Annotated in this window: 19 protein-coding genes and 1 pseudogene; 6 read left to right on the top strand and 14 right to left on the bottom strand. The window is 63.8% G+C overall.

All coding sequences use genetic code 11. The features are described 5' to 3' along the window. Window positions 1-68: 68 nt before the first annotated feature. The 9 genes and pseudogenes from cydB to AC0L20_RS26545 all read right to left on the bottom strand — a co-directional run bounded on the left by cydB (window position 69) and on the right by AC0L20_RS26545 (window position 7,252). Window positions 69-1,055: a cytochrome d ubiquinol oxidase subunit II gene (gene cydB, locus AC0L20_RS26585; protein ID WP_473293786.1), complete on the bottom strand. Its 987-nt coding sequence runs from the start codon at window positions 1,053-1,055 to the stop codon at window positions 69-71. A 165-nt stretch (window positions 1,056-1,220) separates the two neighbouring features. Continuing rightward, a pseudogene (locus tag AC0L20_RS26580) lies at window positions 1,221-2,465 on the bottom strand (cytochrome ubiquinol oxidase subunit I); the annotation flags it as partial. Between the two features lie 198 nt (window positions 2,466-2,663). Continuing rightward, entirely contained in the window at window positions 2,664-3,428 is a 765-nt protein-coding gene (locus AC0L20_RS26575; protein ID WP_473293689.1) for a YoaK family protein, read from the bottom strand. Continuing rightward, a complete protein-coding gene (fdhD, locus tag AC0L20_RS26570) occupies window positions 3,352-4,188 on the bottom strand; it encodes a formate dehydrogenase accessory sulfurtransferase FdhD (protein WP_473293688.1) in 837 nt (278 codons plus the stop codon). The genes AC0L20_RS26575 and fdhD overlap by 77 nt, the downstream gene beginning before the upstream one ends. 3 nt (window positions 4,189-4,191) lie before the next feature. Continuing rightward, the gene (locus tag AC0L20_RS26565; RefSeq protein ID WP_473293687.1) at window positions 4,192-4,791 is read right to left on the bottom strand and encodes an HdeD family acid-resistance protein; all 600 of its coding nucleotides are present in this window, start codon (window positions 4,789-4,791) and stop codon (window positions 4,192-4,194) included. A gap of 72 nt (window positions 4,792-4,863) precedes the next feature. After that, window positions 4,864-5,058 (bottom strand): hypothetical protein, encoded by a 195-nt coding sequence (locus AC0L20_RS26560; RefSeq protein WP_473293686.1) that lies wholly within the window; start codon window positions 5,056-5,058, stop codon window positions 4,864-4,866. 14 nt (window positions 5,059-5,072) lie between these two features. Continuing rightward, window positions 5,073-5,573, bottom strand: coding sequence for a Dps family protein (locus AC0L20_RS26555; protein ID WP_473293685.1), 501 nt, complete (start codon window positions 5,571-5,573; stop codon window positions 5,073-5,075). 63 nt (window positions 5,574-5,636) lie between these two features. Next, window positions 5,637-6,200, bottom strand: coding sequence for a cytochrome b (locus AC0L20_RS26550; protein ID WP_473293684.1), 564 nt, complete (start codon window positions 6,198-6,200; stop codon window positions 5,637-5,639). After that, window positions 6,197-7,252 (bottom strand): catalase family peroxidase, encoded by a 1,056-nt coding sequence (locus AC0L20_RS26545; protein WP_473293683.1) that lies wholly within the window; start codon window positions 7,250-7,252, stop codon window positions 6,197-6,199. Before AC0L20_RS26545 ends, AC0L20_RS26550 begins: the two co-directional genes overlap by 4 nt. Before the next feature lie 341 nt (window positions 7,253-7,593). Here AC0L20_RS26545 and AC0L20_RS26540 point away from each other — a divergent pair, with 341 nt between their 5' ends. Next, window positions 7,594-8,487 (top strand): SDR family NAD(P)-dependent oxidoreductase, encoded by an 894-nt coding sequence (locus AC0L20_RS26540; protein ID WP_473293682.1) that lies wholly within the window; start codon window positions 7,594-7,596, stop codon window positions 8,485-8,487. A 172-nt stretch (window positions 8,488-8,659) separates the two neighbouring features. Continuing rightward, window positions 8,660-11,560 carry an ATP-binding protein gene (locus AC0L20_RS26535; protein WP_473293681.1) on the top strand — a complete coding sequence of 967 codons (2,901 nt, stop codon included), beginning with the start codon at window positions 8,660-8,662 and terminating at the stop codon, window positions 11,558-11,560. A 4-nt stretch (window positions 11,561-11,564) separates the two neighbouring features. Here the strand turns inward: AC0L20_RS26535 and AC0L20_RS26530 are convergent, their stop codons facing one another. Both AC0L20_RS26530 and AC0L20_RS26525 read right to left on the bottom strand, forming a co-directional pair. Continuing rightward, window positions 11,565-14,285, bottom strand: a complete 2,721-nt coding sequence (locus AC0L20_RS26530) for an ATP-binding protein (RefSeq protein ID WP_473293680.1) — start codon at window positions 14,283-14,285, stop codon at window positions 11,565-11,567. Between the two features lie 245 nt (window positions 14,286-14,530). Continuing rightward, window positions 14,531-14,812, bottom strand: coding sequence for a hypothetical protein (locus AC0L20_RS26525; protein ID WP_473293679.1), 282 nt, complete (start codon window positions 14,810-14,812; stop codon window positions 14,531-14,533). A gap of 254 nt (window positions 14,813-15,066) precedes the next feature. On the opposite strand from AC0L20_RS26525, the gene AC0L20_RS26520 reads away from it, so the two are divergent. The 4 genes from AC0L20_RS26520 to AC0L20_RS26505 all read left to right on the top strand — a co-directional run bounded on the left by AC0L20_RS26520 (window position 15,067) and on the right by AC0L20_RS26505 (window position 20,488). After that, entirely contained in the window at window positions 15,067-15,309 is a 243-nt protein-coding gene (locus AC0L20_RS26520; RefSeq protein ID WP_473293678.1) for a hypothetical protein, read from the top strand. 307 nt (window positions 15,310-15,616) lie between these two features. Continuing rightward, on the top strand, window positions 15,617-15,844 hold the full coding sequence (locus AC0L20_RS26515; RefSeq protein ID WP_473293677.1) for a hypothetical protein: 228 nt from the start codon (window positions 15,617-15,619) through the stop codon (window positions 15,842-15,844). Window positions 15,845-16,325: 481 nt separating this feature from the next. Beyond that, window positions 16,326-19,223: an ATP-binding protein gene (locus tag AC0L20_RS26510; protein ID WP_473293676.1), complete on the top strand. Its 2,898-nt coding sequence runs from the start codon at window positions 16,326-16,328 to the stop codon at window positions 19,221-19,223. Between the two features lie 56 nt (window positions 19,224-19,279). Next, window positions 19,280-20,488, top strand: a complete 1,209-nt coding sequence (locus AC0L20_RS26505; RefSeq protein WP_473293675.1) for an ABC transporter substrate-binding protein — start codon at window positions 19,280-19,282, stop codon at window positions 20,486-20,488. Window positions 20,489-20,536: 48 nt separating this feature from the next. Here AC0L20_RS26505 and AC0L20_RS26500 read toward each other — a convergent pair whose 3' ends face one another. Genes AC0L20_RS26500 through AC0L20_RS26490 form a run of 3 tightly spaced genes read right to left on the bottom strand, consistent with a single transcriptional unit; the run spans window position 20,537 to window position 25,700 of the window. Further along, window positions 20,537-21,238 carry a hypothetical protein gene (locus AC0L20_RS26500; RefSeq protein ID WP_473293674.1) on the bottom strand — a complete coding sequence of 234 codons (702 nt, stop codon included), beginning with the start codon at window positions 21,236-21,238 and terminating at the stop codon, window positions 20,537-20,539. An 11-nt stretch (window positions 21,239-21,249) separates the two neighbouring features. After that, window positions 21,250-22,521, bottom strand: coding sequence for an efflux RND transporter periplasmic adaptor subunit (locus AC0L20_RS26495; RefSeq protein ID WP_473293673.1), 1,272 nt, complete (start codon window positions 22,519-22,521; stop codon window positions 21,250-21,252). Beyond that, a complete protein-coding gene (locus AC0L20_RS26490) occupies window positions 22,518-25,700 on the bottom strand; it encodes an efflux RND transporter permease subunit (RefSeq protein WP_473293672.1) in 3,183 nt (1,060 codons plus the stop codon). Before AC0L20_RS26490 ends, AC0L20_RS26495 begins: the two co-directional genes overlap by 4 nt. Window positions 25,701-25,779: the final 79 nt, after the last annotated feature.

Below are 25,779 nucleotides of genomic sequence, written 5' to 3'. Positions count from 1 at the left end.
GGACCAGAACGAGAAAGGCGCCGAAACCAGCGCCTTTCTTTTTGTCCGCGTTTCGAACCGTGCAGCGGTCAGTAGTGATCGGCCGCTGGGGCCGCCTTGCCGCGGAAGACGCGATAGCCCACGGCGACATAGAGCAGCATCAGCGGGAATACGAACAGGCCGGCGCCCCAGAACATGAAGGCGAGACTTGCATAAGGCGCCACGGCCTCGTCGATCGTGATGACGAACGGGATCATGTAGGGCCCGAACGACAGAGCGAGCGTGGCGAAAGCCGCCACGAAGATCAGCGCGACCATGTGGAACGGCCAATAATCGTCATGGACCAGGATGCTCTTGGCCAGCATCGCGGCCGCGCCGGCGCCGATCGCGGGAAACACGAGCAGATAGGGCCGGTCGGTCCAGCGCTGCAGAATCGGAAGATGTTCGGCAAGCGCATACGCAAAGACGACGACCAGGAACACCAGGACGCCGGTCGCCAGCGGCGGGATCTGGCTCCGCGCGGCATCCCGAACGGGACCATCACTCTTCCTTACCAGCCAGCAGGCCCCGAGCAGCGAATAGCCGAAGCAGAGTCCGATCCCGCACAGGGCGGAAAAGGCGGTCAGCCAGCCGAGCGTTCCACCGGTATAATCGCCGTTGGAGAACTGAAGTCCTTCGACGAGAGCGCCGACCATCGCGCCCTGCATGAAGCTCGCCGCAAACGAGCCCGCGACGAAACTGACGTCCCAGACCCAGCGCGAACGGAGCGCTTTGCCGCGAAACTCGAAGGCCACGCCGCGCAGGATCAATCCGAGCAGCATCACGACGACCGGGATATAGAACGCCGACATTACCATGGCGTAGACCACGGGAAACGAGCCCCACATGATCACGCCCGCGACGATCAGCCAGGTCTCATTGCCATCCCAGACCGGAGCGACCGTGCTCAGCATGGCATCTCGCTTCGCCTCGCTGCCGGCCAGGCCGAACAGCATGCCGACGCCGAGATCGAACCCGTCGAGGAGGAGATAGATCAGAATGCTGATGGCAAGAAGGGCAACCCAGTACATCACCATGGTTACTCTCCTGCCTCGAGATGCTGCTGGCGGCCGGCACCTGATCGGCGAGCGACATCGGCCGATTGGGCACGGGACGTGGAGCGGCTTGCCGCCGAGTCCCGCCGGGCCGGCACGCAGCAGCCGATAGATGTAATATGTCCCGAACGAGAAGATGAAGGCGTAGACCGCGACAAACAGGATCAGCGAGGTCAACGCAGCCGACGCGGTCAGGAACGGCGTCACGGCGTCCGCAGTGCGCAGCACGCCATAGACCGTCCATGGCTGGCGCCCCACTTCCGCGGTGTACCAGCCGGTGAGGATGGCGATCCACGGCAGCGGGAAGCTGAGGAAGATGCCCCACAGCAGCAGGCGGCTCCGATCCAGCCGATGCTTGAGGCCAAGCCAGGTCCCGAGCCAGGCCAGCCCCAGCATCACGAAACCGCAGCCGACCATGATGCGGAAGGCGAAGAAGGGTATTGTTATCGGCGGCCGGTCCTGCGGCGCAAAGCTGGTCAGGCCGACCTCTTTCGATGTCAGGCTCATGCTGCCGATGATGCTGCCGAGCACGGGAATCGAGATCGCGTATTTGTTCGATTCGGTGCTCGAATCGGGAATTGCGATCAGCACCTCCGAGGCCGGCTGCTCGTCATGCCAGCGTGCCTCGATCGTAGCGAACTTAGCCGGCTGGTAGTCGTGGACGTAGTCACCGACGAGATGCCCGATGAAGAGCTGGACCGGCAGCAGCACCGCCGCGAGCGCAAGGCCCATCCGCAGCATTACATGCGCCTCGGCGCGATAGGTCCGCCGCAGCAGATACCACGCGCCGGTCGCCGCCACGCAGAACGCGCCAGTCAGGTAGGACGCGAGCAGCATATGCGGAAACCGGACCCAGACCACGCGATTGAAGATGATCTGCGCCCAGTCATCAGGCACGAACTGGCCGTTCTGCAGGACGTAGCCGGTCGGCACCTGCATCCAGCTGTTGTTGACCATGATCCAGAACGCCGACAGCGTGGTTCCGAGCGCAACCATCGCGGTCGAGAACAGGTAGAACCACGGCGGCACCCGGGACCGGCCGAAGATGAGGATGCCGAAGAAGCCCGCCTCCAGCATGAAGGCGGTGAATGTTTCGTAGGACAGAAGCGGGCCCTGGATCGGACCCGACATCTTCGAGAGCACGCTCCAGTTCGTTCCGAACTGAAATGCCATCACCACGCCCGATACGACGCCCATGCCGAAGGCCACGCCGAAGATCTTCAGCCAGAACGCGAACAGGGTCCGATAGACGGGCTTGCCACTGTACTGGTGCATCGCTTCGAGCACGGTGAGCCAGGCCGCAAGCCCGATCGTGAATGCCGGGAAGATGATGTGGAACGAGATGGTGAAGGCGAATTGCAGCCGCGACAGGAGGAGTGCCGTCGGATCCATCGGAGAGCCTCCCGTTCGCTCACGCCCGCTTCGCGGTCGCCCGCGCGCGAGCGGCCGATTGCGGAATGTTGTCGACCTTGAGCACCGCGGCCGCACCCCGGAGCTTATCCGCGGAACGGCGCATGCGCTTCCGCGAACGAACGTCCTCTTTCCGAATGGCATGGTGAGCGCCTCTACCTGCAACAAGCGAGCGCGACGTCAGTGCGAATGGCTTCGCCGGCGGCAGAGCCAGAGAACGTATATCGACGATGCAATCGGCAGAGCGAGACTCCAGGTTCCCAACCATTTCGTCACGCAACCGCCGACGGCGGCCCCTAGCAGGAACACCAAACAGAGCGTGAGCATGGTTCCGGCGCCGCGCGCCGCATCGCGATCAGGCGCCGCAACGAACTGATCCATGGCCCGGAGCATGTTGCCGGTGACCGTGACCGAGAGATATTTCCAGTGACCGACCTGTCTGAAGCTTGCCGACTGCAGCGCGACGCCAAAGGAGATGACGAGGATCGTGATCTCATCCGAAACGCGATGAAGCAACAGCATCGTCGCGGCGAGACAGACGATCTCTCCGATGAGGCAACATAACGCCGCCCGGGTGCGAACCGCCACCAACGCTCCCAGGACAAAGGCCACGAGTGGAAGAAGTTGGTGAAGCGCGCGCTGCCATTGCCCTGATAGCGCGTAGATTCCGAGGAAGACGACATTGCCGGTTTGCGAGCTCGCGAAGACGCCGAGTGACAGCCAGGTAAACGCGTCGAGGAAACCGCCCGACATGCTCAGCGCAGAGGCAACCAGCAGCGATCGTTCCGGGGCACAGGCTTCGACGCTTGTCCCGGCCAGGGGCTCCAGTGCTGCAGTTTGCATGGCCATATTCGCGGGTCCGCTGAAGTCAGCAGCCGGCGCGCGGGGCGGCCTCGTCAGGCAGCAGAACACGGCGCGGATGCGTGAACACGCCGTATCCGTCATCGCGGGCGACGGCGAGTAGCGTGATTCCCGCCTCGTTCGCGGTCTGGATCGCGAGCGCGGTCGGCGCGGAAACGGCCACAACGACCGGCGCGCCGATCATCGCGGCCTTCTGCACCATCTCCACCGAAACCCGGCTCGTCAGCAGCACGGCGCTGTCGCAGGCTGACTTGCCGTCGCGGACGATGGCGCCGGCAAGCTTGTCGAGCGCATTGTGCCGGCCGACATCCTCCCTGATCAGAGCAATGCCGGTGCGAGGGCGCCACAAGGCTGCCGCGTGAACGGACCGCGTATGTTGGTTCAATATCTGGAGGGGAGACAGCGCATGCATGGCGTTCAGCAGGTCCCGCGCGTGAAAGGCAATGCCACGCCCTTCAACGCGTGACGGCGCGCGACGCGCCTGTTCGAGGCTTTCGATACCGCATAATCCGCATCCGACCGGACCGCTGATGGCGCGGCGGCGTGTGGCCAGGGTCGTCGCGCGGTCGCTGTCAAGCCACATCCGCACCTCCATGCCGAGTTCGTTCGAGATCAGCTCGATGCTCCTGATCTCGCTTGCGCGGTCGATGATCGCCTCGGTCAGGCTGAAGCCGAGACCAAAATCCTCCAGATCGGCCGGCGTTCCCATCATCACGGCATGGGTCGATCCGTTGTAAGTGAGCGCAATGGCGCTCTCCTCGGCAACCAGCCGCGACGTCGATGTCGTGCGGCCACCGCGCCAGGCGATCTCCCGGTGCCGCCTGAATGTCGAACCTGTCATCATGGCTCAGACCGTCGCCGGCTCGGCCGAATGCCGCGAGGCTCGGCTTCTGAGCGCGAGCCCGAATGCAATAAAGCCCCAACCCTGGAAGACCAGATCCACGACCAGCATCGCACCGAGCAGCCACAGGCCGACGGCAGGCAAGACCGCAATCAGCATCGCGCCGACGCAGAACGTCACAACGCCGGCTGCCACGATCCAGCGCCAGCCCGCGGCCGGCCGCAGATGGAAACCCGTCCAGATCCGTGTCGCACCGGCAACGACCAGGAGAGCACACACAACGAGCGACAGCGTGAACGAAGCCAGCAACGGATCGTAGAGGACGACGGCTCCGGCAGCGGCATAGACGATCCCGGCGAACAGCCAGAACAGGAAGCCGCGCAGGCCGTGCACCGAAAAGGCATGCACGATCTGGAAGATCCCGGCGACTGCCATGCTGACGCCGATGACGAGCACGGAGGCGAGGCTCGCCGCCATCAGATTGACCGATGCAATGCCGCCGAGGATCAGTTCACCGACCCCCAGCGCAACGAACCAGCCCCATTTTCCGCTGATCGCGTGAACGGCCCTTCCGAGCGACGCCTTCGAGTTCGACATATCCGTCATGGCTTGACCCTTGTACGTATGACCGGCGTGCCGGTCGTGGACGAGGTCAAGCCTATCGAGATCCGCGTCCAGTCATCTTTCGAGGATGCAGCGCCATTGTTTCATCTGCACGACGCGGAGCGCTGCTGCGGGATTCACGACCGACGGGTACGTGGCGTGCGCCTGGTCGATCAATGCGAAGACGATCAGCCAGCAGGACGCGGACGCGAGGATCTCCGTCGCTTCCGCGTCGTCGCAGCGCGCGCCCGCTTCGCTTTGCGGCCGCATCCCATGCCAGGTGCTTACGAGCTCGGGCCGCCCCGGCCGGTCTCGTACAGGAACCAGATCCGCCGCTCCGTCTCGTCGATCCAGTTTTCCAGCAGGCTTGCGGTCGCGACGTCGCCGTATTCGTCGCAGAGCTCGTGAACCCGGCGCATTTCCCGCGTCAGTTGCTGATTGTCGCCGCGCAACTCGGCCAGCATGTCCTGCGGGTCGACATAATCGGCGTCGTTGTCGAGAATGCGCTGCTCGCGCGCGATCTGGCCGATCGAGCGCAGCGTCGTTCCGCCGATCTTGCGCGCCCGCTCGGCAATGTCGTCGGTCATGGAAAAGATCTGCTCGGCCTGCTCGTCGAGCATAAGGTGGTAGTCGCGAAAGTGCCTGCCCGACACGTGCCAGTGGAAGTTCTTGGTCTTCAGGTACAGCGCGAAGACATCAGCCAGCAGCGCTCTCAGGGCGGCTGGAACGTCCCGGTTCGCGTTGGCCCCGAGATCCGTTGGGGTTTGGATATCTGCTTTGGTCATTGTCGTCATCCTTGTTGGAGGTTGAAAAATTTGAGCCGCGCATGTCGTCGACGCGCCAAGCGCTCATTCTGCCGGCGTCGTCCTATTCCCGAGTGGAAAGAGTGCGATCGTCCCGAACACGCCGTCGCGGCGAACCATTGCGTGGAACAGCGCTGCCGCCAGATGCAGCAGCACGAGGGCAAAGAACGCGAAGCCCAGATAAAAATGAGCATTCCACAGCAGTGCGTGCGCGCGATCGCTCTGCGGCAGCAACGCCGGAATTTGAATCCCGCCGTACAGGACGACTGGATAAGCCGCGGCCCAGAGCATGCCGAGACCCAGCATCGGCATGATGATCATGAAGCCATAAAGGGCGAGATGCGACAATCTCGCTCCCAGCTTCATCGCCGGCGGAAGATCGGCCGGCAACGGCGGCGCACCGTAATGGACCCGCAGGGCCAGCCTGATCACAACGAGGACCAGGAGCGTAAAGCCGAGCGTCTTGTGGATCTGGATGAGCGGCAGGTATTTCGGCGTTATGGTGGACACCATTCCGACGCCGATGAAGAGCATCGCGACGATACAGGCTGCCATCAGCCAGTGCAGCAGCCGCTGGATCGGGGCAAAACGATGCGGAACGTTGCTCATGGCTGGGCCGCCCCGGTTCGCGGATAGTCGCCGGCTTCGGCCGCACGCAAATCGTAGGACTTGCGGTAGACTGACGAGCGCGCGGCCGGGAAAGGATCGTCTGACACCCGGATTCCCCGCGGCAGCACGGTCGGATCGAAGTTGATGTCGCGGCAGGGTCCATCCCGCTCGGGTTCGATCCGCTGGACGACAAGCGTTCCGACCTGCACCGTACGGCGCCCCTCGGGCCAAGCCTTGCTCGGGTCCGCGGTCGGATCACCGGGATCGGCGATGGTCGTGACCATGGTCCAGCGTTGCGAGCCGGCGGTCCGGACCCGCTCCGCTATCTCCTGCTCGAGAAAATCCGGGCCGCGCTTCTCCAGTTCGGCCTGTGACACCGGAACGACCGTTGCGGTCGGCCGCAGCGACCATCGCACCGCGCGCTCGCCGCCATTCGCATCCGTGAAGATGAAGCTGTTGAGGCCGTTGTAGGCATCCTCCGCATAGCTCGCGGTCCAGGGCGCCGTCTTGGCCCAGGTCGCGAAGGCGGCGAATTCCGGGTTTGCCTGGATGAAACTCTTCATCGCCTCCGGATCCTTCTTGCCGGATGCAATCAACAGATCGTGGAACGCATGCGGCGTCGACACTGCAAAGACCGGCGGGTCGATGAGCGCCATCCGCCACTCTTCGCCGTCCGCCGCTGCGATCTGCAACCCCAAACCGCGCACCCGCACGGTCGCATCCACGGCGTTCGGGTCGGCTGTGCCAAGATTGAAGCGGCCCAGGGCCGGATACGCGCCTCGCTCGAAGACTCTGGCCTTCGAGAGCTCCACGCCGTTTCCGTTGGACTCGAAGACGCCGGTGAAGCAGATTCCCTTGGCATGATTTCGCCGGTGCCCGAGCGGCGCGCCACTCGGAGGCGTCAGCGCCGAAACCATCTGCTCCGGCGTCAGGCGCCCGGGCGAGAGCCACCCCGCCGTGTAGGCGAACGCTGCAGCGCCGCCTCCGACGACGGCCACGATCAGCACGAGCCAGCCAAGCCCCGAACGCGGCGAATTGCCTGACTGATTCATTGCTTCTCCTCGCCAAGCGCAAACCAACCCGCAGACCGGCCACACGGCTCGCTCTGTCGAGCGGTTCGGGTTCTTTGTAACCGCCGGCCAGGATCGCGATCTTCTGAAACCCACCGCCAATTTCGCGAAGGCACGTTCCGGCTGGTCCGATCAGCGGGAAGCTCCACTTTCGGGCTTTCTCGAAATAATTCGTGCGATCTGGAAATCGCCCGCCGGGCTCGAAAGACCCGTCTTGCAACCGGCGGCATTTCAGAGGTTCTTCACGCAAGGCCGGCAGTCGATCGATGAACGTGTCGCGACGCTGGTGCCTTTGCGGATGCCGCAATGCGATTGGGGATCGAATGAGCAAAGTGATCGTCGTCACTGGAGCTGCAAACCGCATCGGACGAAGCACATGCCAGAAACTGGTTCAAGCCGGACATACGGTCTACGTTTCCATGCGGGAAATGGATGGCCAGGATGAGCCCGACGTCGGAGAGGCCGGAGCCGAGGCCGCGACGCGTGGCGCGGAACTCCGAACCATTGCGTTCGACGTCTCCTCGGAAGCCTCCGTAAACGCGGCCATCGATGCCATCGTCGCTGAGAACAACCGCCTCGACGTAATCGTGCACAATGCCCGGCAGGTCCTCTACGGGCCGGCGGAGGCCTTTACACCGGACCAGCTTGCGGAACTCTACGATACCAACGTTCTGAGTGCGCAAAGGCTCAATCGGGCCGCACTGCCGCAGCTGCGCAGGCAGGGCCATGGTCTGCTGATATGGGTCTCGTCGAGCAGCGCGCGTGGCGGCTCGGTTCCTTTCCTGGGAACCTATGCTTCGTCGAAGGCCGCACTGGACGCGCTGGCGCTCGGTTATGCCGGCGAGCTCGCGCGCTGGGGTGTCGAGACGACCATCATCGTCCCAAGTGCGCTCGGACCCAGCCACTACGTTCGCTCCGGCCGTCCGCGCGACACCATCAGGGCCGAGGAATATGCGGATGGTCCGACGGCCGATTTGAGCGAGATCGCAGTATCGGCACTTGCGCAGCTGTCAGCAAAGGAGCGAACTCCGCAAGACGTCGCAGCCGCAATCGCCGATATCGTCGACATGCCATTCGGACAGCGTCCGCTGCGTGTTCATTTCGGCCCGGACGATGATGGAGCTGCAGCCGTCGATGCCGTCGCCGACAGCGTCCGCGCGGAACTGCTCCGCCGGATCGGACTGGAAGACATTCTCAAGCCGGCATCGATCGGATAGGGCGGGCGCGTCGTGGCGTCGCACGTTCAAGCCTCAGACGAAAGTGATTGAGCCCGATGCTTTACCCTGAAACGACCGGATGTTACCGTTTGAGCGCCACTGCGGTCGCACGTCTTGGTGTGCTTCCAAATCACAGAACGTGGCGAGTCGTGCGCCGGGTTGATGTCCCAAAATGGCCTCCCGCTGGCAAAGTAACGACTTGATGGCCCAAGCTGGCCGCCCCGCCGAAGACGAGTCCGCCCGGGAGATTTTTCTCTTCGGGCCGTTTCGCCTCGACCCCTCGCAGAGGCGGATTGAACGAAACGGGAGTCCGCTCCAACTATCGGGTCGCGCATTCGACATCCTGCTCGCGCTGGTCCGGCAGGCCGGCAACGTCGTCAGCAAGACGGATCTGATCGCCAGGACATGGCCTGGCACCGCTGTTGAGGAAAACAGCCTGCGTGTCCATATCGCCGCACTCCGCAAGGCACTCGGAGACGGCAATGCCGGCGCCAGATATCTGAGCACGGTCTCCGGCCAAGGCTACTGCTTCGTCGCGGCGGTCTCGCGCCCGGAACAGAGGCAACGGGCGCCGACCAATCCGACTTACGTCCACAATTTGCCGGCGCATCCCCGGCAGATGGTGGGACGTGAGCGAGCTATCCAGGACATCTCGGACAAGCTGCGAGCCCACCGCTTCGTCACGGTGGTCGGCCCGGGCGGCATCGGCAAGACCACGGTCGTCGTTGCCGCGGGCCATGCCTTGCTCGCGGAATTCGCCGGTCGTGTCCACTTCGTCGGCCTCGGCGAGACCGGCAACGCCGCTCCGGTGCCGGCGATCGTCGCGTCTTCGCTGGGGCTGCTGGTTCGATCGAATGATCCCACGAGCAGCCTCGCGACATTCCTGCGCGACAAGCGCATGCTGCTCATGCTGGACTGCTGCGAGCATGTCATCGAAGCGGCCGCAGCGCTGGCCGAACGGCTCTACCAGGCGGCACCCGAGCTGCACATCCTGGCCACGAGCCGCGAGTTGCTGCGCGTCGAAGGCGAGTTCACATACCGTCTCCCGCCCCTGCCGAGCCCGCCGGAGAAGGCCATTCTGACGGCCGCAAATGCTCTCGCCTACCCTTCGGTAAAACTCTTCGTGGAGCGTGCGACCGCGGGAGGCGGCGAGTTCACGCTGACGGATGCGAACGCCTCCGACGTCGGCAACCTCTGCCATCGGCTCGACGGCATCCCGCTAGCGATCGAGCTCACCGCCGGCCATGTGGCCGCATACGGCGCGAGAGCGATGGTCCAGCTCCTCGACCAGCACCTCAATCTGCTCTGGGAGGGACGACGCACCGCGCTGCCCCGACACCGCACGCTGCGCGCAACCATCGAATGGAGTTACGATCTTCTCTCCGAACCGGAGCGCGTAATCCTCGGCCGGCTGTCGGTGTTTGTCGGCAGCATGACCCTGGAGGCCGCGCGGTCGATTGCCGCGACCGCGGAGAACGACGACGCGATCCTTGCGATCATCGACAGTCTCGTCGCCAAGTCGATGCTTGCACTGAACACCGCCTCGCAACCGACCCGCTACCGCCTCGCGGATTCGACCCGGGCGTACGCGCAAGAGAAACTTGCCGCCAGCGGCGACGCCCGCGCGATCTTGCACTGTCACGCCCGCTACTTTCTCGGTCTCCTTGAAAGGATCGCGGGCAAAGCGGACCGGGACCTTTCGGCGGCGGCCGAGGAATTCGGCAACATACGGGCCGCGCTGACGTGGTGCTTCTCGGATCAGGGAGACCGCACAACCGGCGTGGCCCTCGTCGCGGCATCGATACCGCTCTTCTTCAAGCTGTCGCTCCTGCCGGAATCCGAACTCTGGGTGACCCGCGCCATCGAAGCACTGGACGAAACCGATGCAAGCAGCAGGCACGGTCTCATCCTTCATACTGCGCTTGGAGCCGCCCGCATGCTCACGGGACAGCTGGATGAGCTTGGCGCAAATCACCTCCGCCGCGCGCTCGCTCTGACCGAAAAGTTCGGTGACATACCAGAGCAGATCCGTTTGATCGACCAGTTGCATCTGCTGCAATTGTTCGTCGGAAAATATGATGAGGCATTGGCTACCGCCAAACGCGGCGAAACCATTGCGCTGACCAGCAACGATTCCAATGCCGTCGCGCGCATGCGCGTGTTGCTCAGCATCTCCTGCCAGTATCTCGGCAGGTTCATTGACTCTCGCTCATACATCGAAGCGGCGTTGCGTCATTCGGGCCTGGATGGGGACGTCCTTAGCGGCCTCACACTCGAATATCCCAAACGCGCTCAAATCACCCTTGCGCGCGTCCTCTGGCTTCAAGGACATCCCGATCAGGCGACGCAACTGGTGCGCCGGGCCATCTCGGACGTTATCGCAACGAATCATCCGGTCATGTTCTGCCGAGCGTTGCCATGGGCATTCGGCGTCTTCTTCTGGAATGGCGACACGGAGGATTGTGAGGAACATGTCGACAGGTTCATCGTGGAGGCCCGAAGGCACAACCTCGCCATCCTCCAGATGGTCGGCGAGGCCATGAAGGCGATTACGCTGCTGGCCCGCAGCGAGACCGGCATCGGGCTCGCGATGCTGAAAGGTTCGATCGAGAAGCTGCAGAGCCGGAATTTCGGTGCAGTGGCAGGGCTTCGCATGCCCCTCGCCGAAGCCCTGGCGGCGACAGGTCATGGCGACGAAGCCCTGGACACCATTGATCGGGCGATTGCCCAGGCCCGGCGCTGCAACTTCATGATGGACATGCCCGACATGTTGCGCGTCAGAGCGGAAGCGCTGATGCGCAAGAGAAGTCCGGATTTTCCGCAAGCGGAGCTGAGCCTCGTGCAGGCGCTCGACGTCGCCCGCCATCAGGGAGCGCTAGGCTATGAGCTTCGCGCGGCGATCGCGCTTGCGAGGCTATGGCAGCGAGGCGGGCGCCGCCACGAGGCACACGATATGCTTGCGTCCGTCTATCGGCAGTTTACCGAGGGATTCCACACGCGCAGCCTCGAGACGGCGAGGGAATTGCTGGCTGAGCTGAGCCCGCCGCGCTCGTGCTCGTTTGCGGCCAAGTGATCGCCTACGATCCCAACTTCGACATCATTGCGCGCGCATCACGGAGGTCGGCCGTCTCGAAACCCTCGGTGAACTTGCCGTATACGAATGCGAGAACACGGCGTGCATCGGCCGGTTGCCCCTCACTCGCGCTCAATCGTGCCACGCTGATCGCCGTTCGCAGCTCCCAGGCCAAGGCGCCCTGGGTCCGCGCCACCTCGAACGCCCTCTCGAACACCTGCTTGGCGGCGCTCGTCGAGCGGTGCTCGCCCGGAAGCAGCAGCAATTCGCCCTTGATGCGCCAGAGTTCGGCGACATACCACCCCTCGTCCCTCGCCTCGCATCGCGCGAGCGCCTCGTCGGCGGTCGCGAGCCCCTGCGATACCTCGCCGGCCTCTCCGAGACATACCGCGAGTTCGCCGAGGGGAAGCAGAAACCGCGGCAGGTGCCGCGCCTCGCCCGCAAGTTCGAGCGCCTTGCGCAGCAGCGGCAATCCGGTCGCGAGGTCGCCCCGGCGCGAGATCAAGAGGCCCCTGAAGGCGCGCGCCCACAGATTCCACAAGCGGATCGGATGACGCTCAGTGTGTTCGAGCAGCATCGTACAATAGCGCTCGGCCGCGTCGAGATCGCCGGCCAGGAACGCAATCGGGCAGGCGCCCTGGCCAAGGACACTGCAGAATGTGAGTGCGTGCCCGCTGGTCCAGCCTTCCTCGACGTTGTGCTCGACGACGCTCAGGGCCTGATCCGCGAGCCCGAGCAACCACAGGATCCGCGCCTGGAAATAGCGCGTCGAGACCCGCAGGTCGAACCGGAAACGAATGACCTGCGGCTTTGCCGCAAGTTCCGAGAGCCGCGACAGGGTTCGCCCGATATGATGATGAGCGAGCCGCTGGTCGCCGCGATAATGCAGCGTGGTTGCGAGAAGCCGATCGGCCATCATGCGGTCGACGGGATTTCCGGAGTCGACCACGACCTCCGCGAAGCGATTCGCAAATTCAAGTGCCCTACGGAATTCGCCGTTGTTGAACTGATCGATGCAGAGCCCCCACAGCGCGCGCAACAGGTAATCCCTGTCACCGAGCTGCTCGGCTAGCTGCAGGGTCGCAGCCCAGGCGGGACCAGCCTCCCGGGCCCTGCCAACACCGTACATCAGCGACCAGCCGCGCGCGGCCGACAGCTGCATGCGGAGCCGCGGTGCGTTCGCAGCCGTCGGATCGAGCCGTGCCAGGGCGAGTTCGGTCCGCTCGCGGCATTCACTGAGGAGCGACAACTGCACCCATAGCGGGACCGCAGCCGCCGTCAACGCCGCACCGATTTGCGGGTCTCCGCCGGAGGAGAAGGCCCAATCGAGGCTCGTTCGCACGTTATCGATGTGACGGCCATAGATCGTGAGCCACTCCGCCTGCGGCTTCACTTCGCTGTCGGCTTCGGCGCGGGCAAAGAATCCGGAATAGTATTTGGCCTGGCGGCGGGCGGCGTCGGGAAATTCTCCGGCGGCCTGCAGCTTCTCCAATGCATAAGCGCGCGTGGTATCCAGCAGGCGATAATGAGGCCTGTCGCCGCGAATATCGGCGAGAACAAGCGACTTCGCCACCAGCCTCGCGAGCTGTCCGGTCACGTCGCCGATACACTCGCCGGCAAGCGCGATCACTGCATCGAGCTGGAACTCGCCAGCGAATATGCCGAGCTGCCGGAGCAGCCACGCCTCGTCGTCCGGCAAGAGGTCGTAGCTCCAGTCGAGCGTTGCGCGCAACGTTTGCTGCCGCGGCAACGCCGTGCGTCGGCCGGTCGTCAAGAATTTGAACCTGTCGTCGAGAAGTGCCGCGATCTTTGGTGGGCTGAGCATGACCGCGCGCGCCGCCGCAAACTCGATCGCAAGTGGAATGCCGTCCAGCCGCCGGCAGATCGCCGCGATGGCGCCGATGTTCTCCTCGTCGGGCGCGAAGTTTGAACCCAGCGCCTTGGCCCTGCTCGTGAACAATTCCACTGCGCTATACGCAGAAGCGCCGCCGGGTTCGAGCCGGGCTTCAGGCGGCACGCCGAGCGGAGGCACGCGGTAGACATGCTCCCCCTCGATGCGTAGCGCCTCCCGGCTCGTCGCTACAATAATCGTCCCAGAACAGTGGCTGACGACAAGTTCAGCCACCTGCGCCACGGCATCGATGACATGTTCGCAATTGTCGAGAACGAGCAACAATGGTCGAGAGCCGATCGCACGCGCGATGGCGTGCGGCGAAATCTCCTCGCCCTCGAGCTTGGTGCCAAGCACGCCGGCGATGACCGAACAGACGAGCCTGGGGTCGGATAGCGAGGCCAGTTCGACGAGCAACCGATCACCCGCAAAGCCGGGCGGCGGCGTTCTTGCGGCCTCCAGCGCCAGCGCCGTCTTTCCGATGCCGCCGGGCCCGACCAGGCTCACCACGCGATAGGCCGACAGAAGCCGCCACACATGTGCGATCGCGGCAGCCCGGCCAATGAGATTAAACGATGCGCTGGGAATGTTGATCGACGGCAGCACGCCGGTTGCGACAGATTGTAGCGGGGTCTCCATATGCCGGATCCGCCACGCTCCCCGCAAACGATAGCCGCGCCCAACGGTGGTCGAGAGCATGTCGCGGTCGGGACCAAGCGCCTTTCGGATCGCCGCGATATGCACCCGAAGCGCACTCTCCTCGACAAAGACGCCCCGCCAGACCCGCTCCGTCAGGTCGTTCCTGGTGACGAGCTGGCCCTGCGCTTGAACCAATTCCGCAAGAATCTCAAAGGCTCGTCCGCCTAAAGGAACAAGCTCTCCGGCCGAGCGCAATTCGCGTCTGACAAGATCGATCTTCCATTCCGCGCAAATGTAGACGGGGCGCTGGCCTGGCTCAGCCATCATTGGGACAGCCCAAGCGGTTTCATCATCTTCGGTCCAGCTTACCATCAACCCTTTCGAAAGACACAAGTTGCCGGACGGCGCAGCCGCTAGCCCCCGCCTCGCAATGGCGCTGTTCAGCAGCCGCGGCAGATTGATCCTTCCAGCATCTTCTGGAGCCGGATGTCATCCTTGGCGATGGTCTGGTCCGTGCCGAGCAATGGCCCCTTCATCGCGTGACCACCGCCGTCGGACGATGGAAGCGCGGTGCCCAGCGAGTTCGTGCCCGGCGCGGCGGCGCTCGTACCGAGCGCACCGCCGCTCCCCATCGACACATGCGATCCCATGCCGCCGCGGGCCAACGCAGTGCCCGAAAGCGCAACACTAGCGACGACGCAGATAGCAGTAAATAATCTCATGGGTCACAACTCCAGACGTTCAAACGACCTGCTTCAAAGAGACGTGCACAGGACGCGTTTGACCACGCACATTCGCGCGAGGATTTTGACAAGCGTGACAGACTTCTCCCGCAAGAGTGATGCACCTCCGCGGGGGTTTTCCACCAAGACAACCTACATCATCATCATCAAGAATAATTTTCGGAAACGCCACCAGCCGAGCAGCGATCGTCGCCAAGCGCCTCTCCGCACACAGCAAACAATGGAGAATCGCTATGAGTGCATTCAAGATCCTGATCGCCGCGGCGCTGATCTCAACCGCAACGATATCATCCGCGTCCGCAGCCTGGTCCTTCGCCAATCAGGAGCCGGCAGCCTTTGCATCGATGTACCCCGATCGCGACGTGCTGAATGGCGGCGCGCTGACACCTGCTGGACGAATGGGCCTCGAGCGTCCCGGTGGCGCGGCGCCCGTCTTCGCCATGGACCAGCTTCACAACCGGCACTGGCGTCATTGAGGAGATATCGCAAGCGAGCATCATGCGCCCTGCCAATTGCAGGTGAGAGTACCTACGACCAGGAGCGCGACCGCGCCACGCAACGCGCCCCTCGGACCTCACAGCCAGTGGGAAACGTCCTCACCTGATTAGGGCGCGAAGCTCCTGATCGGATGAGTCGTCGATGTCTGAAGTCAACGCGCTTCGACGACTCCGTGCAAAGACGAAAATGTTCGTTCGATCAACGCTGTGGATCCGACGCGCGAACGCACATGTCTCACTTGCGGGCCGGGGCGTTCCCGGCGTCGCTTTCTCAAGGAGATGTTCGATGACGACACTGAAGCTCTTGTCGGCCGGATTCGTGGTCGCAGCCATGATTGCCTCCCCCGCGATGGCTCGCGAAGGCAACGCGAAGCGCACCAATGTCGACGCCTATGCGTCGGCTCAGCGCGTCCCGGTCACCTCCAAGCGTGGCTGCGTCCGTGCTCCCGACGTCGGCGCGTACGCAACCGCTCCCTGGCGCCGGCCGCCGTGCGAGCCCACCTCGGGCTATTGAGTTCGCGAACCGGAACAAGTCCGGTCGACGCCGGCTGGAAGTTGATGGTCTCAACGTTCCGGATTCAACCTCTCGGCGGAGGAAGGGCGGCGGCTCACGATCGGGCCGCCGTTCTTGCGACCGGTGCGCGTCTCCGGCACGCATTTGTACTCCGGAATCCTTGCCCAACGATTTTCGGCGATGTGAGCAATGACGCTTCCATTGATGGCATCAGGCTCCTTCCGACCGACTCTCCCATTGTGACGCACACCCGGTTGCTGTCACGAATTCGTGTCTCGAACACGAACGCGTCGGGTGTCAGCATCGACGATGAACGAAGCCGCCGGCGACCGGGCGGGCCTTCTTGACACGCCGATAATCTCCCCTGTACGACAGCCCAAGCGCATTCGCGCTTTCAAATTCTTGCCAAGGGTCGGTGATCTCAAGGACGGGCTCGTGATTCCCCGGGATCATGGTAGCGAAGTTGATGCACGGACCCGTCATGTCATCGCCGGTTGACCGCACCTACTCTTTCGGAAATTGGCTGATCGATTGCCAACGCCGAGAACTGAGATACGACAACGACATCGTGCCGATCGGCAGCCGCGCGTTCGAGATACTCGAGAAGCTGGTCGGCTCGGCGGGTCTTCTCGTCACCAAGGATGATTTGATCGGAAGCGTCTGGTCGGGCCTGACCGTCGAAGACAACACGCTTCAGGTTCATATCTCGGCCGTTCGCAAGGCGCTCGGCGAGGATCGCAATCTCCTCAAGACGGTTTCGGGCCGCGGATATATGCTCGCTGGAACCTGGCGAAGCGGGCATCTGGATCACCCTGCCGCCGCACCGATAACGATTCCCGCCGACGCGCCCTTTTCCAGCAACCTGCCGAGCATCCGTGCGCCGCTTATCGGTCGCGAGGATTGCATGAGCCAATTGGTCGATGTGCTTTCGGCCTATCGGGCCATTACTCTCGTCGGACCCGGCGGCATCGGAAAGACCAAGCTGGCAATCGAGCTGGCGCGCAGCGTCGCGCCTGCCTTCAACGATTCCGTGGCGCTGGTCGAGCTCGCGACTCTGCAGGATGCGGCACTTGTGGCATCCGCATGCGCACGCGCACTCAAGCTCGCCTCGAATGACAAGGAAGTCTCGGCCGCGAGCATTGCCCAGGCCATCGGGACCCGCCGTCTGCTTCTCGTCCTGGACAATTGCGAGCATGTGATCGAAGTGGCGGCGCAAATCGCCAGTGCCGTGCTTCGCTATTGCCCGAACGTCACCGTTCTCGCGACCAGCCGCGAAGGTCTCCGCATCGACGGCGAATATGTTGCAGCCATCCCAGCGCTGTCGGTTCCTGATCCCGACATGCACGATCCCGATCTGCTGCTGCGGGAAAGCGCGGTGCAGTTGTTCGTCGCACGGACGCAAGCCCTGCGTGCCAGCTTCGTCGCAGGCACGGAAGAGCTCCGGAAGATTGCCGCCATCTGTCGCCGCCTCGACGGCATTCCGCTCGCATTGGAATTTGCCGCGGCCCGGGCCGCCAATCTCGGCGTGGACACCGTACTGCTCCGTCTCGACAAGCGCTTCGAGCTCCTGAACGGCGGCCGCCGTGACCAGTTGCCGCGCCACCAGACCCTCCGGGCGACACTGGACTGGAGCTATGACCTTTTGCCCCCGGCAGAGCAGGATCTACTGTGCCGTCTCGCGGTGTTTCCGGCCGGCTTCGCCCTCGACGCGGCCATCGCGATGATGGACGACATTTTGTCGCGGTCGGACGTCATTGAAACCCTGTTCAATCTGGTCGGGAAATCGCTGGTGTCGCTAGACCCCTCATTCGAGGGGCGATGGCGTCTCCTGGAGAGCACCCGCGCTTATGCGCTGGAGAAGCTCGCGGACGCAGGCCGCGTCGAACAGGCTGCCAGGCGGCAGGCCGGCTTTCTCAGGCAGATCATAGCGCCACTCGGCGATGCCTCTCCCGCTCCCGAGGACATCTCCCGTTTCGCCCAGGAGATCGGCAACGTGCATGCAGCGCTCGACTGGGCGTTCTCGCCCGGTGGCGATACCGAGCTTGGCATCGAGCTGACGGCCGGCTTCGTTCCGGTATGGATGCAGTTGCTGTCCTTCGTGGAATGCTCGACGCGGATCGAGCACGCTCTTGCGCATTTCAGTCCCGGGTTCACCTGCGTTCCGAAGCTCAAGGCGCAGCTCTATGTCGCGTTGGGTTTCGCGCTTCTCAACACGGCGGGAACAGCGGACCGCATGAAGGCGGCGCTGAGCATCGGTCTCGCGCTCGCCGAGGAACTGTCCGACCTCGAGCTTCAGCTCAGGGCGGTCTGGACGCTGTGGAGCTATAACCTCAACTCGGGTCAATATGCCGCGGCCAAGGAGGTCGGCGAACGCTACCTCGACATCGCGCTGCGCACCGGGAGCCCCGCCAACGAGGCGGTCGGCCGTCGCCTGATCGGCGCCGCCACGCATTTTTTCGGAATGCAGGAGGATGCACGACGCGAGCTGACGTTGTCGCTGGATCATTCGGCTCACGGATTGAACGGCAGTGCGAACCAGATGTGGTTTCTGCTGAACCAGAGTGTGCTTGCCAAAGCGATGTTGGCGCGCGTCCTGCTGCTGCAGGGCAAGATCGCCCAGAGCCGATCTCTGGCCGCCGAGTGCCTCGAGGAGGCCCAGCGTGAGAAGGACAAGCTTGCGATCGCCTACGCACTCCGCAACGCCGTCTGCCCGATCGCGCTGATGACGCATGATCTTGCCGCCGCGGATCAGGCGATATCCTCCCTTCTCGAGCTCGTCACGCGCGAGGGAATAGCTTTCTGGACCAGCTGGACGTCCTGCCTGAAGGGACAATTGCTGGTTCTGCAAGGCAAGCATCACGACGGAATAGCGCTGCTGCGCAGTGGCCTGAAGGCTCGGACCGAGAACGGCTGGCTGATGCGCAATCCCGAGTTTCTCGGATCGCTTGCCGAAGGCCTGCTCGCAAGCGGCGAGGCTGCGCAGGCCCTGACCGCGGTGGAAGAGGCCTTGTCGATGTCGCGGCGGGGCCGGCAATTGTGGTGCCTTGCCGATCTCTTGAGGATCAAGGCTGAAATTCTCCTGGACAACGATCCATCCGATCTGTCTCGATCCGAATTGCTGTTCGGCGAAGGACTTTCCGTGGCCAGGGACCAGCAATGCCCCTTTTACGAGCTGAAGGTTGCCGCGGCATGGGCAGGGATCATGGCGGGATCGAACCGTCAGCAGAGGGCGCTCGATCTCGTCGGTCCGGTCAGCGCTCTGTTCGATCAGGAGGTCGATCTTCCAGCCCTCGCCTTTGCCCGTACTCTGGCTGAAATATCGGGCATCTCGCTTTCGACATGCGACGACGACCGGCCCCCAACCTGCACCTGCCATTAGGTTGCGATGCCTTTCGGCCGTCACTGCCCTTCACTCCATCTTCCGGACCTTGCGTGATGAACATCTCTCGACGACAGATTTTGGGCGGCATCGGCGCGTCGGTATTTTCGCCCGGCATCATCCGTGCGCAGGGCACGCGCCCGATCAGGATCGGCGAGATCAACTCCTATAGCAGCGCGCCCGCGTTCACCCTGCCCTATCGTCGCGGCTGGCAGTTGGCGGTCGAGCAGGTCAACGCCAAAGGCGGCCTTCTCGGGCGCGAGCTGCAGGTCATCAGCCGGGACGACGAAGGCAAACCCGGCGCCGCGATCCGCGCGGCAGAGGAGCTCGTGCGCAGGAACGAGGTCGATCTGCTGGCAGGCGCATATCTGTCGAATGTCGGCCTCGCCATTAGCGACTTCGCCCGGCAAAACCGAATCTTGTTCGTGGCAAGCGAGCCGCTCACGGACGCCCTCGTCTGGGAGAGCGGGCATCGCTATTGCTACCGGCTCCGCCCCTCGACATACATGCTGGCAGCGATGCTGGTGGAAGAGGCTGCGCAACTCAAGGCGTCGCGATGGGCGACGATCGCTCCGAATTACGAGTACGGGCAGTCGGCCGCAAGGTGGTTCACGCAGCTTCTGCGCCAACGTCGTCCCGATGTCGCGTTCGTCGGCAGTCAGTGGCCGCCGCTGGGCGCCATCGATGCCGGCGTCGTCGTGAACGCGCTTGCCCAGCAGAACCCCGGAGCGATTCTCAACATCACCTTCGGGCCCGACCTCACCAGATTCGTCCGGCAGGGACATGATCGCGGCCTGTTCGAAGGGCGAGACGTCGTGTCGTTCACAACAGGCGAACCCGAATATCTCCATCCGTTCGGAAAGGACGCGCCGACAGGATGGATCGTGACCGGCTATCCCGTGACCGATATCCTGGACCAGGCCAACTGCTCGTTCGCGTCGGCCTATTCCGCGCGCTACGGCGAGGCTCCCACCATGGGCTCCGTGGTCGGTCACGCCATGATCAGCTCCATCGTGGCTCCGATCGAACGACTCGGAAGCGTCGAGACCGAAACGATGGCCGATGGCTTTGGCAATGTCGGCTTCGATACGCCGTTTGGGCCGGCAATCTGGCGTTCGATCGACCATCAGAGCACGATGGGAACGTTCGTCGGCCGCACCGCGGTCAGAGGCAACAAGGCTGTCATGGTGGACTGGAAATACCGGGATGGCGGAACGACGCTTCCACCGGACGCCGAAGTCCGCAAGCTCCGCCCGGCCACATGACCGGCAATGCGCTGTGATGCGGTGATACGAAAGCCTTGCAAGGCCACCTCAGCATCCCGGCGGCAGGATCGGCGACACGCCCGGCGTCGGCGCCGCGCCTGAGGCGTTGGCCGGCAACATCGTCGCGGGCTGCGCCAGAGTCATCGAGACTCCTTCCGCGCACGCCGAGCTGTTGGGGCTGGGCACGACGGCGGCATTCGGGTCAATCCCCGTGCCGCCGGCGCCGTTGGTGTCCGCCAGGATCGTGCCGGGCGCGGGGCTTGCGGGCACTTGCGAAATCGAAAGCGGCAGGGACGCAGCGCTCGTCACCTGTCCTCCCGGCGTTGAGCTGCATGCCACTGTCGCAGCCGTTCCCGCCGGCGCAGCTGCGCCGATCGTCCCGGTCGAGCTGCTGTTCTGTCCCGTGACCGGCAGGATCGGGCCCGCGATACCCGATGTTGGGAGGCCGATGGGCGATACCGTCGGCGTCGCCGGCACCGGCATTGGCGATGACGACGGCGGGGTGCAGACGACCACCGTCCCCGGCGTGGTCGGATCCGACGCGAGCGGAACGGGCGCCAACGTCGTATCCGGCGCACCCGGTACGGTCGTTGCGGAAAACGGCCCCGGACTATTGAGCGGCGAGATCACGATCGCGCCCGGCACCGTCGGCAGATCCATTGCGGTGCTGCCGGTCGTTGCGATTTGTGCCTGGCCCGGAGAGAAGCCGAGCAGGCAAGCGACCATCATTGCAAACGCGAACCGTATCATCTTTCGTGTCCCTAGCTCGTCTCAAGCTTGCGAACGGTGACCTTGCTGCCTTCTGCCAGAGTGACCGCAGGATTGAGCACGACCTGATCGCCGGGCTGCACGCCGTCGCGCACTTCCACCGTGGTGCCGAAATCCCTGGAGATCGAGACCTGCTGCAAATGGACCGTGCCGTTCCGCACGACCGCGACGTGGAGGCCGTTCTGATCGAACACGAGTGCGTCGGATGGGATCATCATCGACGGCGTCCGGCGCGGGATCGATAATTCGACCGTGCAATAGATGCCGGGACTGAGCAGGCCATCGGGATTCGGCACGTCGATCTCGGTCAGCAGCGTCCGGCTCCCCGGCTGCAGCGCGGTCGCGATCCGCGTGACCTTGCCGGCAAACGTCCGCCCCGGAATCTCGGGGACGCGGATGTTGGCATCGACGCCCGGGGCAACTCCGAAAGCCTCGTCCTGCGGTACGAAGACCTGGGTTCGGATCACGTCGGAATGCATCATCGTGAACATGAAGGTGGAGCCGGCTTGCACCAGGCTGCCATTGTCCACGTTCCGCTGCGTGACCACACCGTCGAACGGCGCCACCACACGCTGGTAAGACTTCTCCTGCTGGAGCACGCGAATCTGCGCTTCCTGCGCCGTGATGTTCGACTGCGCAACGCCAACAGCCCCCTGCTGCGCGCGGAGGGTGAGGCGGTCATTGTCGCCCTGCTGTGCCGTCAACCAGCCTTGCTTGACGAGATTGCTGTCCCGCGAGTTGGTGACGTCCGCCAGCTCCCGGCTCGCCTGCGCCTGTTGAAGCGCAGCCTGGTTCTGGGCGAGCGTCGCCTGCGCCTGTGCGATCTGCTGATCCAGTTCGGGAGCGGTGATTTCCGCGAGGAGATCGCCCTTCTTGACCCGATCGCCGATATCGACGTGGCGCTTCTCGATGTAGCCGCTGGTCCGCGCGAAGATATTGGCCGCCTCGAATGCAGTCGTCGTCGCCGGCAGGCTCACCTTCATGATGTCGCCGCTGGGCTTGACTGTCGCCACCCGAACTTCCGGAACGCTGGTCCGAACCTGCTCCGCCACGGCGGCAACCTCACGCGCAGCCTCATAGTGCCGCCAGCCGCCGATGCCCAGACCGCCCGCAAGCAGCAGGAGCACGCCTCCGCCGAGCAACGCACCGCCGTAACGACGTCCAGATCGTGCGCCCTTGCCCGGCAGTTCCACGACCCGGAGGCTCTCCGCCCCCGGGCGATCTCTCGCCCCGTCGTCATCCGTCTTTGCGCGAACGTCACTCATTCCGGTTGCTCCTCGAATACACCGTGGCGCGGCTTGCCGTCATTGCCCTTGCGCAGCATGGCGAAGAGATAAGGCACGATCAGCAAGGTGGTCGGGGTCGCGAACAGCAGGCCGCCGATGACCGCTCGCGCGAGCGCGGCATTCTGCTCCTCGCCCGGCCCGCCGATCGCCATCGGGATCATGCCCACGATCATCGCCGCCGCGGTCATCAGCACCGGCCGGATCCTCGTTCGGCCCGCGCTCAGCGCCGCCTGGAACGCGGAATGTCCCTTCAATTGCTCGTCACGCGCGAAGGTCACGAGCAGGATGGAATTCGCCGAGGCAACACCGATCGCCATGATGGCTCCCATCAGCGACGGCACGTTCAGCGTCGTCCCGGTGATGAACAGCATCGTCACGATACCGCAGAATGTCGCCGGCAGCGCCAGGATGACGACGAAGGGATCGCCAAAGTTCTGATAGTTCACGACCATCAGCAGGTAGACCAGGATGGCCGCGAACAGCAGCCCGATTCCAAGATCGCGGAACGACTGATGCATGCTCTGGATCTGTCCCAGGACCCGGATCGAATTGCCCGGCTGAAGCTGCTTCTGCAGGGTCGACGTCACCTTCTCGATGTCGGCCGCGACGCTGCCGAGATCGCGCCCCTGGACGCTCGCATAGACGTCGAACACCGGCTGGACGTTGGCCTGGTTCGAATTGGTGGGAACGGTCCCCCGCTTGAACGTCGCGACGTTGCTGAGCAGGCCGGGCACGGTCTGGCCGCTTGCGGCAGCCGACGCCGACACCGGCGTGTTGCCCAGGGCGTTCAGCGAGTTGGCCCTGTATTCGGGAGTCTGCACCGCCAGGTAATAGGGGATGCCTGAGGTCGGGTCCGTCCAGAAATTCGGCGAGACCTGCGCGGACGAGCTGAGGCTCACATTGATATTGGTCGCCACCGTGCTCGCATTGAGGCCCAGCTGCGCTGCGCGGGTGCGGTCGATGTCGGCGTAGAACGCGGGAGCATCGACCTCCTGCTGCAAGTGCGCATCGACCACGCCGGGGATCGCCGCGAGGCTCTTCTGCAGCTCCTTGGCCACGGCCAGATTGTTGCTGCCGTAGCCGACCGTGCGGACATCGATCTGCGCCGGAAGACCGAAGTTCAGGATTTGCGTGACGATGTCGGCCGCCTGGAAATAGAACGTGTCCTCCGGGAAGGCCGCCGGCAGCACCTGCCGCAGCTTCCTGACGTAATCCGCAGTCGGCTTGTGGCCGTCCTTGAGCGACACCAGAATGGTGCCGTCATTCACCCCGATCGTCGAGCCATCGGTGAATGCGAGATTGTAGGCCCGCGCCGGGAGGCCGATATTGTCGACGATCAACGCACGGTCGCGCTCCGGAATGACCTCGCGGATCTTGTCCTCGACCGCCTGGAAGATCGCTTCCGTACGCTCGATCCGCGTGCCCGCCGGCGCGCGAACATGAAGCTGGATCTGGCCGCCATCGATGACGGGATAGAAATCCCTGCCGACATAGGCGAACATGGTGGCTCCGAGCGCCAGCACCAGCACGGCGACGACCGGCACGACGGCACGACGGCGCAGCAATTCCTGCAGGAGATCGGAATAGCCATCGCGCAGATGCTCGAAACCGCGCTCGAAGGCGGCGGAGGCGCGCGAGAAGATCCCCGACGGGCGCTCGCCTTCGCCATGACGCCGCTCGCCCTTCAGCAAGAGGCCGATAGTGATCGGCGTGAGCGTCCGCGACAGCCCGTATGATGCCAGCATCGCGAACACCACGGCGAGGCCAAGCGGCGTGAACAGGTATTTGGCCGGGCCCTCCAGGAACACGACCGACGTGAACACGCAACTGATCGCGAGCGTCGAGACCAGCGTCGGGATGGCGATTTCAGCGGCTCCGTGCAGGGTCGCCTCCGGCAACGGCAAGCCTTCCTCGGTCCAGAGCCGGTGCGTGTTCTCGATCGTCACCGTCGAATCGTCGACGAGGATACCGACCGCGAGGGCGAGCCCGCCGAGCGTCATCGTGTTGAGGGTCTCGCCGAGGAAATACAACACGATCAGCGAGGACAGCATCGCCAGCGGGATCGAGATCAGGACGACCAGCGTGGACCGCCACGATCCCAGAAACACCAGGATCATCAGCGCGGTCAGGCCGGCCGCGATCGCGCCTTCGCGCAGCACGCCGTCGACCGAATGGGTGACGAATATCGATTGGTCGAACAGCTCATTGATCTTCAGCCCCGCCGGGGCCGCTGCGCGGATCGACGTCAACGCCGCCTTGACGCCGTTGACGACGGCGAGCGTCGAGGCATTTCCGTTCTTGATGATGCTGAGCAGGACGGCGCGATGGCCGTCCTCGCGCACGATGTTCTGCTGCACCTGGGCGCCGTCGCGGACCTGGGCGACGTCCTTCAGGAAGATCGTGGCCCCGTTCGCGAACTTGACCGGGATCATGTTGAGGTCCTGGATCGTGGCCGGCGTCGCGTTGGTGCGAACGGTATACTGGGTATCGCCGATCTTGGTCGTACCGGTCGGCAACGTCAGGTTCTGGGTGTTCACTGCGTTGACGATGTCGAGCGGCGTCAATCCGCGCGACAGCAGCTTGTTCGGATCGATGTCGACCATGATCTGGCGGTATTTGCCGCCGGCAGGCGTGGGCAGGGTCACGCCAGGGACGGGAGCCAGTTGCTGGCGGACCCGGTAGATGCCGAAATCGTAGAGCTGCTGCTCGTTCAGGCTGTTCGACTCGAGGCTGAGCTGGAGCACCGGCACGCTCGAGGCATTGAACTGCACGATGATCGGCGGCTGGATGCCCGGCGGCATCAGGGCGCGGATCGCGTTGGTCGCCGAGACGATCTGCGAGATCGCGAGATCGAGATTGACGTCCGGCTGGAAGTAGACCTTCTGAATCGACAGGCCGTTAAGGGTCTGCGCTTCGATATTCTTGATGCCGCTGACGTTGGCGCTGATCGAATACTGGCTGTAGGTGCTGACGCGCTGCTCCATCTCCGGCGTCGAGAGGCCGGTATAGCTCCAGATCACCGTGACCACGGGGATGCGGATCTCCGGGAAAATATCTGTCGGCATCGACCGGATCGCGATGCCGCCGAGGAACAGGATCAGCGCCGCAAGCACATAGAATGTGTGCGGAAGCCGTAGCGCGAAGCGAACAATTCCCATGGAGGTCTGCCTGGAGCGGGTTACGCGTGATCTTCGGACAGGTGAGAACGGCCGGACCTGCGTTCAAATGAAAACGAAT

The sequence above is a fragment of the Bradyrhizobium sp. Kon58 genome (genome assembly GCF_055807455.1).
Note: the sequence above shows the minus strand (reverse complement) of the source record. Positions and strands in the feature narration are given on the sequence as shown.

What these genes read in the sequence shown, in the direction of transcription:
- cydB (WP_473293786.1), bottom strand. Translation starts at nt 1,055, where the DNA reads ATGGTGATGTACTGGGTTGCCCTTCTTGCCATCAGCATTCTGATCTAT.
- AC0L20_RS26575 (WP_473293689.1), bottom strand. Translation starts at nt 3,428, where the DNA reads ATGACGGATACGGCGTGTTCACGCATCCGCGCCGTGTTCTGCTGCCTG.
- fdhD (WP_473293688.1), bottom strand. Translation starts at nt 4,188, where the DNA reads ATGATGACAGGTTCGACATTCAGGCGGCACCGGGAGATCGCCTGGCGC.
- AC0L20_RS26565 (WP_473293687.1), bottom strand. Translation starts at nt 4,791, where the DNA reads ATGACGGATATGTCGAACTCGAAGGCGTCGCTCGGAAGGGCCGTTCAC.
- AC0L20_RS26560 (WP_473293686.1), bottom strand. Translation starts at nt 5,058, where the DNA reads ATGCGGCCGCAAAGCGAAGCGGGCGCGCGCTGCGACGACGCGGAAGCG.
- AC0L20_RS26555 (WP_473293685.1), bottom strand. Translation starts at nt 5,573, where the DNA reads ATGACCAAAGCAGATATCCAAACCCCAACGGATCTCGGGGCCAACGCG.
- AC0L20_RS26550 (WP_473293684.1), bottom strand. Translation starts at nt 6,200, where the DNA reads ATGAGCAACGTTCCGCATCGTTTTGCCCCGATCCAGCGGCTGCTGCAC.
- AC0L20_RS26545 (WP_473293683.1), bottom strand. Translation starts at nt 7,252, where the DNA reads ATGAATCAGTCAGGCAATTCGCCGCGTTCGGGGCTTGGCTGGCTCGTG.
- AC0L20_RS26540 (WP_473293682.1), top strand. Translation starts at nt 7,594, where the DNA reads ATGAGCAAAGTGATCGTCGTCACTGGAGCTGCAAACCGCATCGGACGA.
- AC0L20_RS26535 (WP_473293681.1), top strand. Translation starts at nt 8,660, where the DNA reads ATGGCCTCCCGCTGGCAAAGTAACGACTTGATGGCCCAAGCTGGCCGC.
- AC0L20_RS26525 (WP_473293679.1), bottom strand. Translation starts at nt 14,812, where the DNA reads ATGAGATTATTTACTGCTATCTGCGTCGTCGCTAGTGTTGCGCTTTCG.
- AC0L20_RS26520 (WP_473293678.1), top strand. Translation starts at nt 15,067, where the DNA reads ATGAGTGCATTCAAGATCCTGATCGCCGCGGCGCTGATCTCAACCGCA.
- AC0L20_RS26515 (WP_473293677.1), top strand. Translation starts at nt 15,617, where the DNA reads ATGACGACACTGAAGCTCTTGTCGGCCGGATTCGTGGTCGCAGCCATG.
- AC0L20_RS26510 (WP_473293676.1), top strand. Translation starts at nt 16,326, where the DNA reads ATGTCATCGCCGGTTGACCGCACCTACTCTTTCGGAAATTGGCTGATC.
- AC0L20_RS26505 (WP_473293675.1), top strand. Translation starts at nt 19,280, where the DNA reads ATGAACATCTCTCGACGACAGATTTTGGGCGGCATCGGCGCGTCGGTA.
- AC0L20_RS26500 (WP_473293674.1), bottom strand. Translation starts at nt 21,238, where the DNA reads ATGATACGGTTCGCGTTTGCAATGATGGTCGCTTGCCTGCTCGGCTTC.
- AC0L20_RS26495 (WP_473293673.1), bottom strand. Translation starts at nt 22,521, where the DNA reads ATGAGTGACGTTCGCGCAAAGACGGATGACGACGGGGCGAGAGATCGC.
- AC0L20_RS26490 (WP_473293672.1), bottom strand. Translation starts at nt 25,700, where the DNA reads ATGGGAATTGTTCGCTTCGCGCTACGGCTTCCGCACACATTCTATGTG.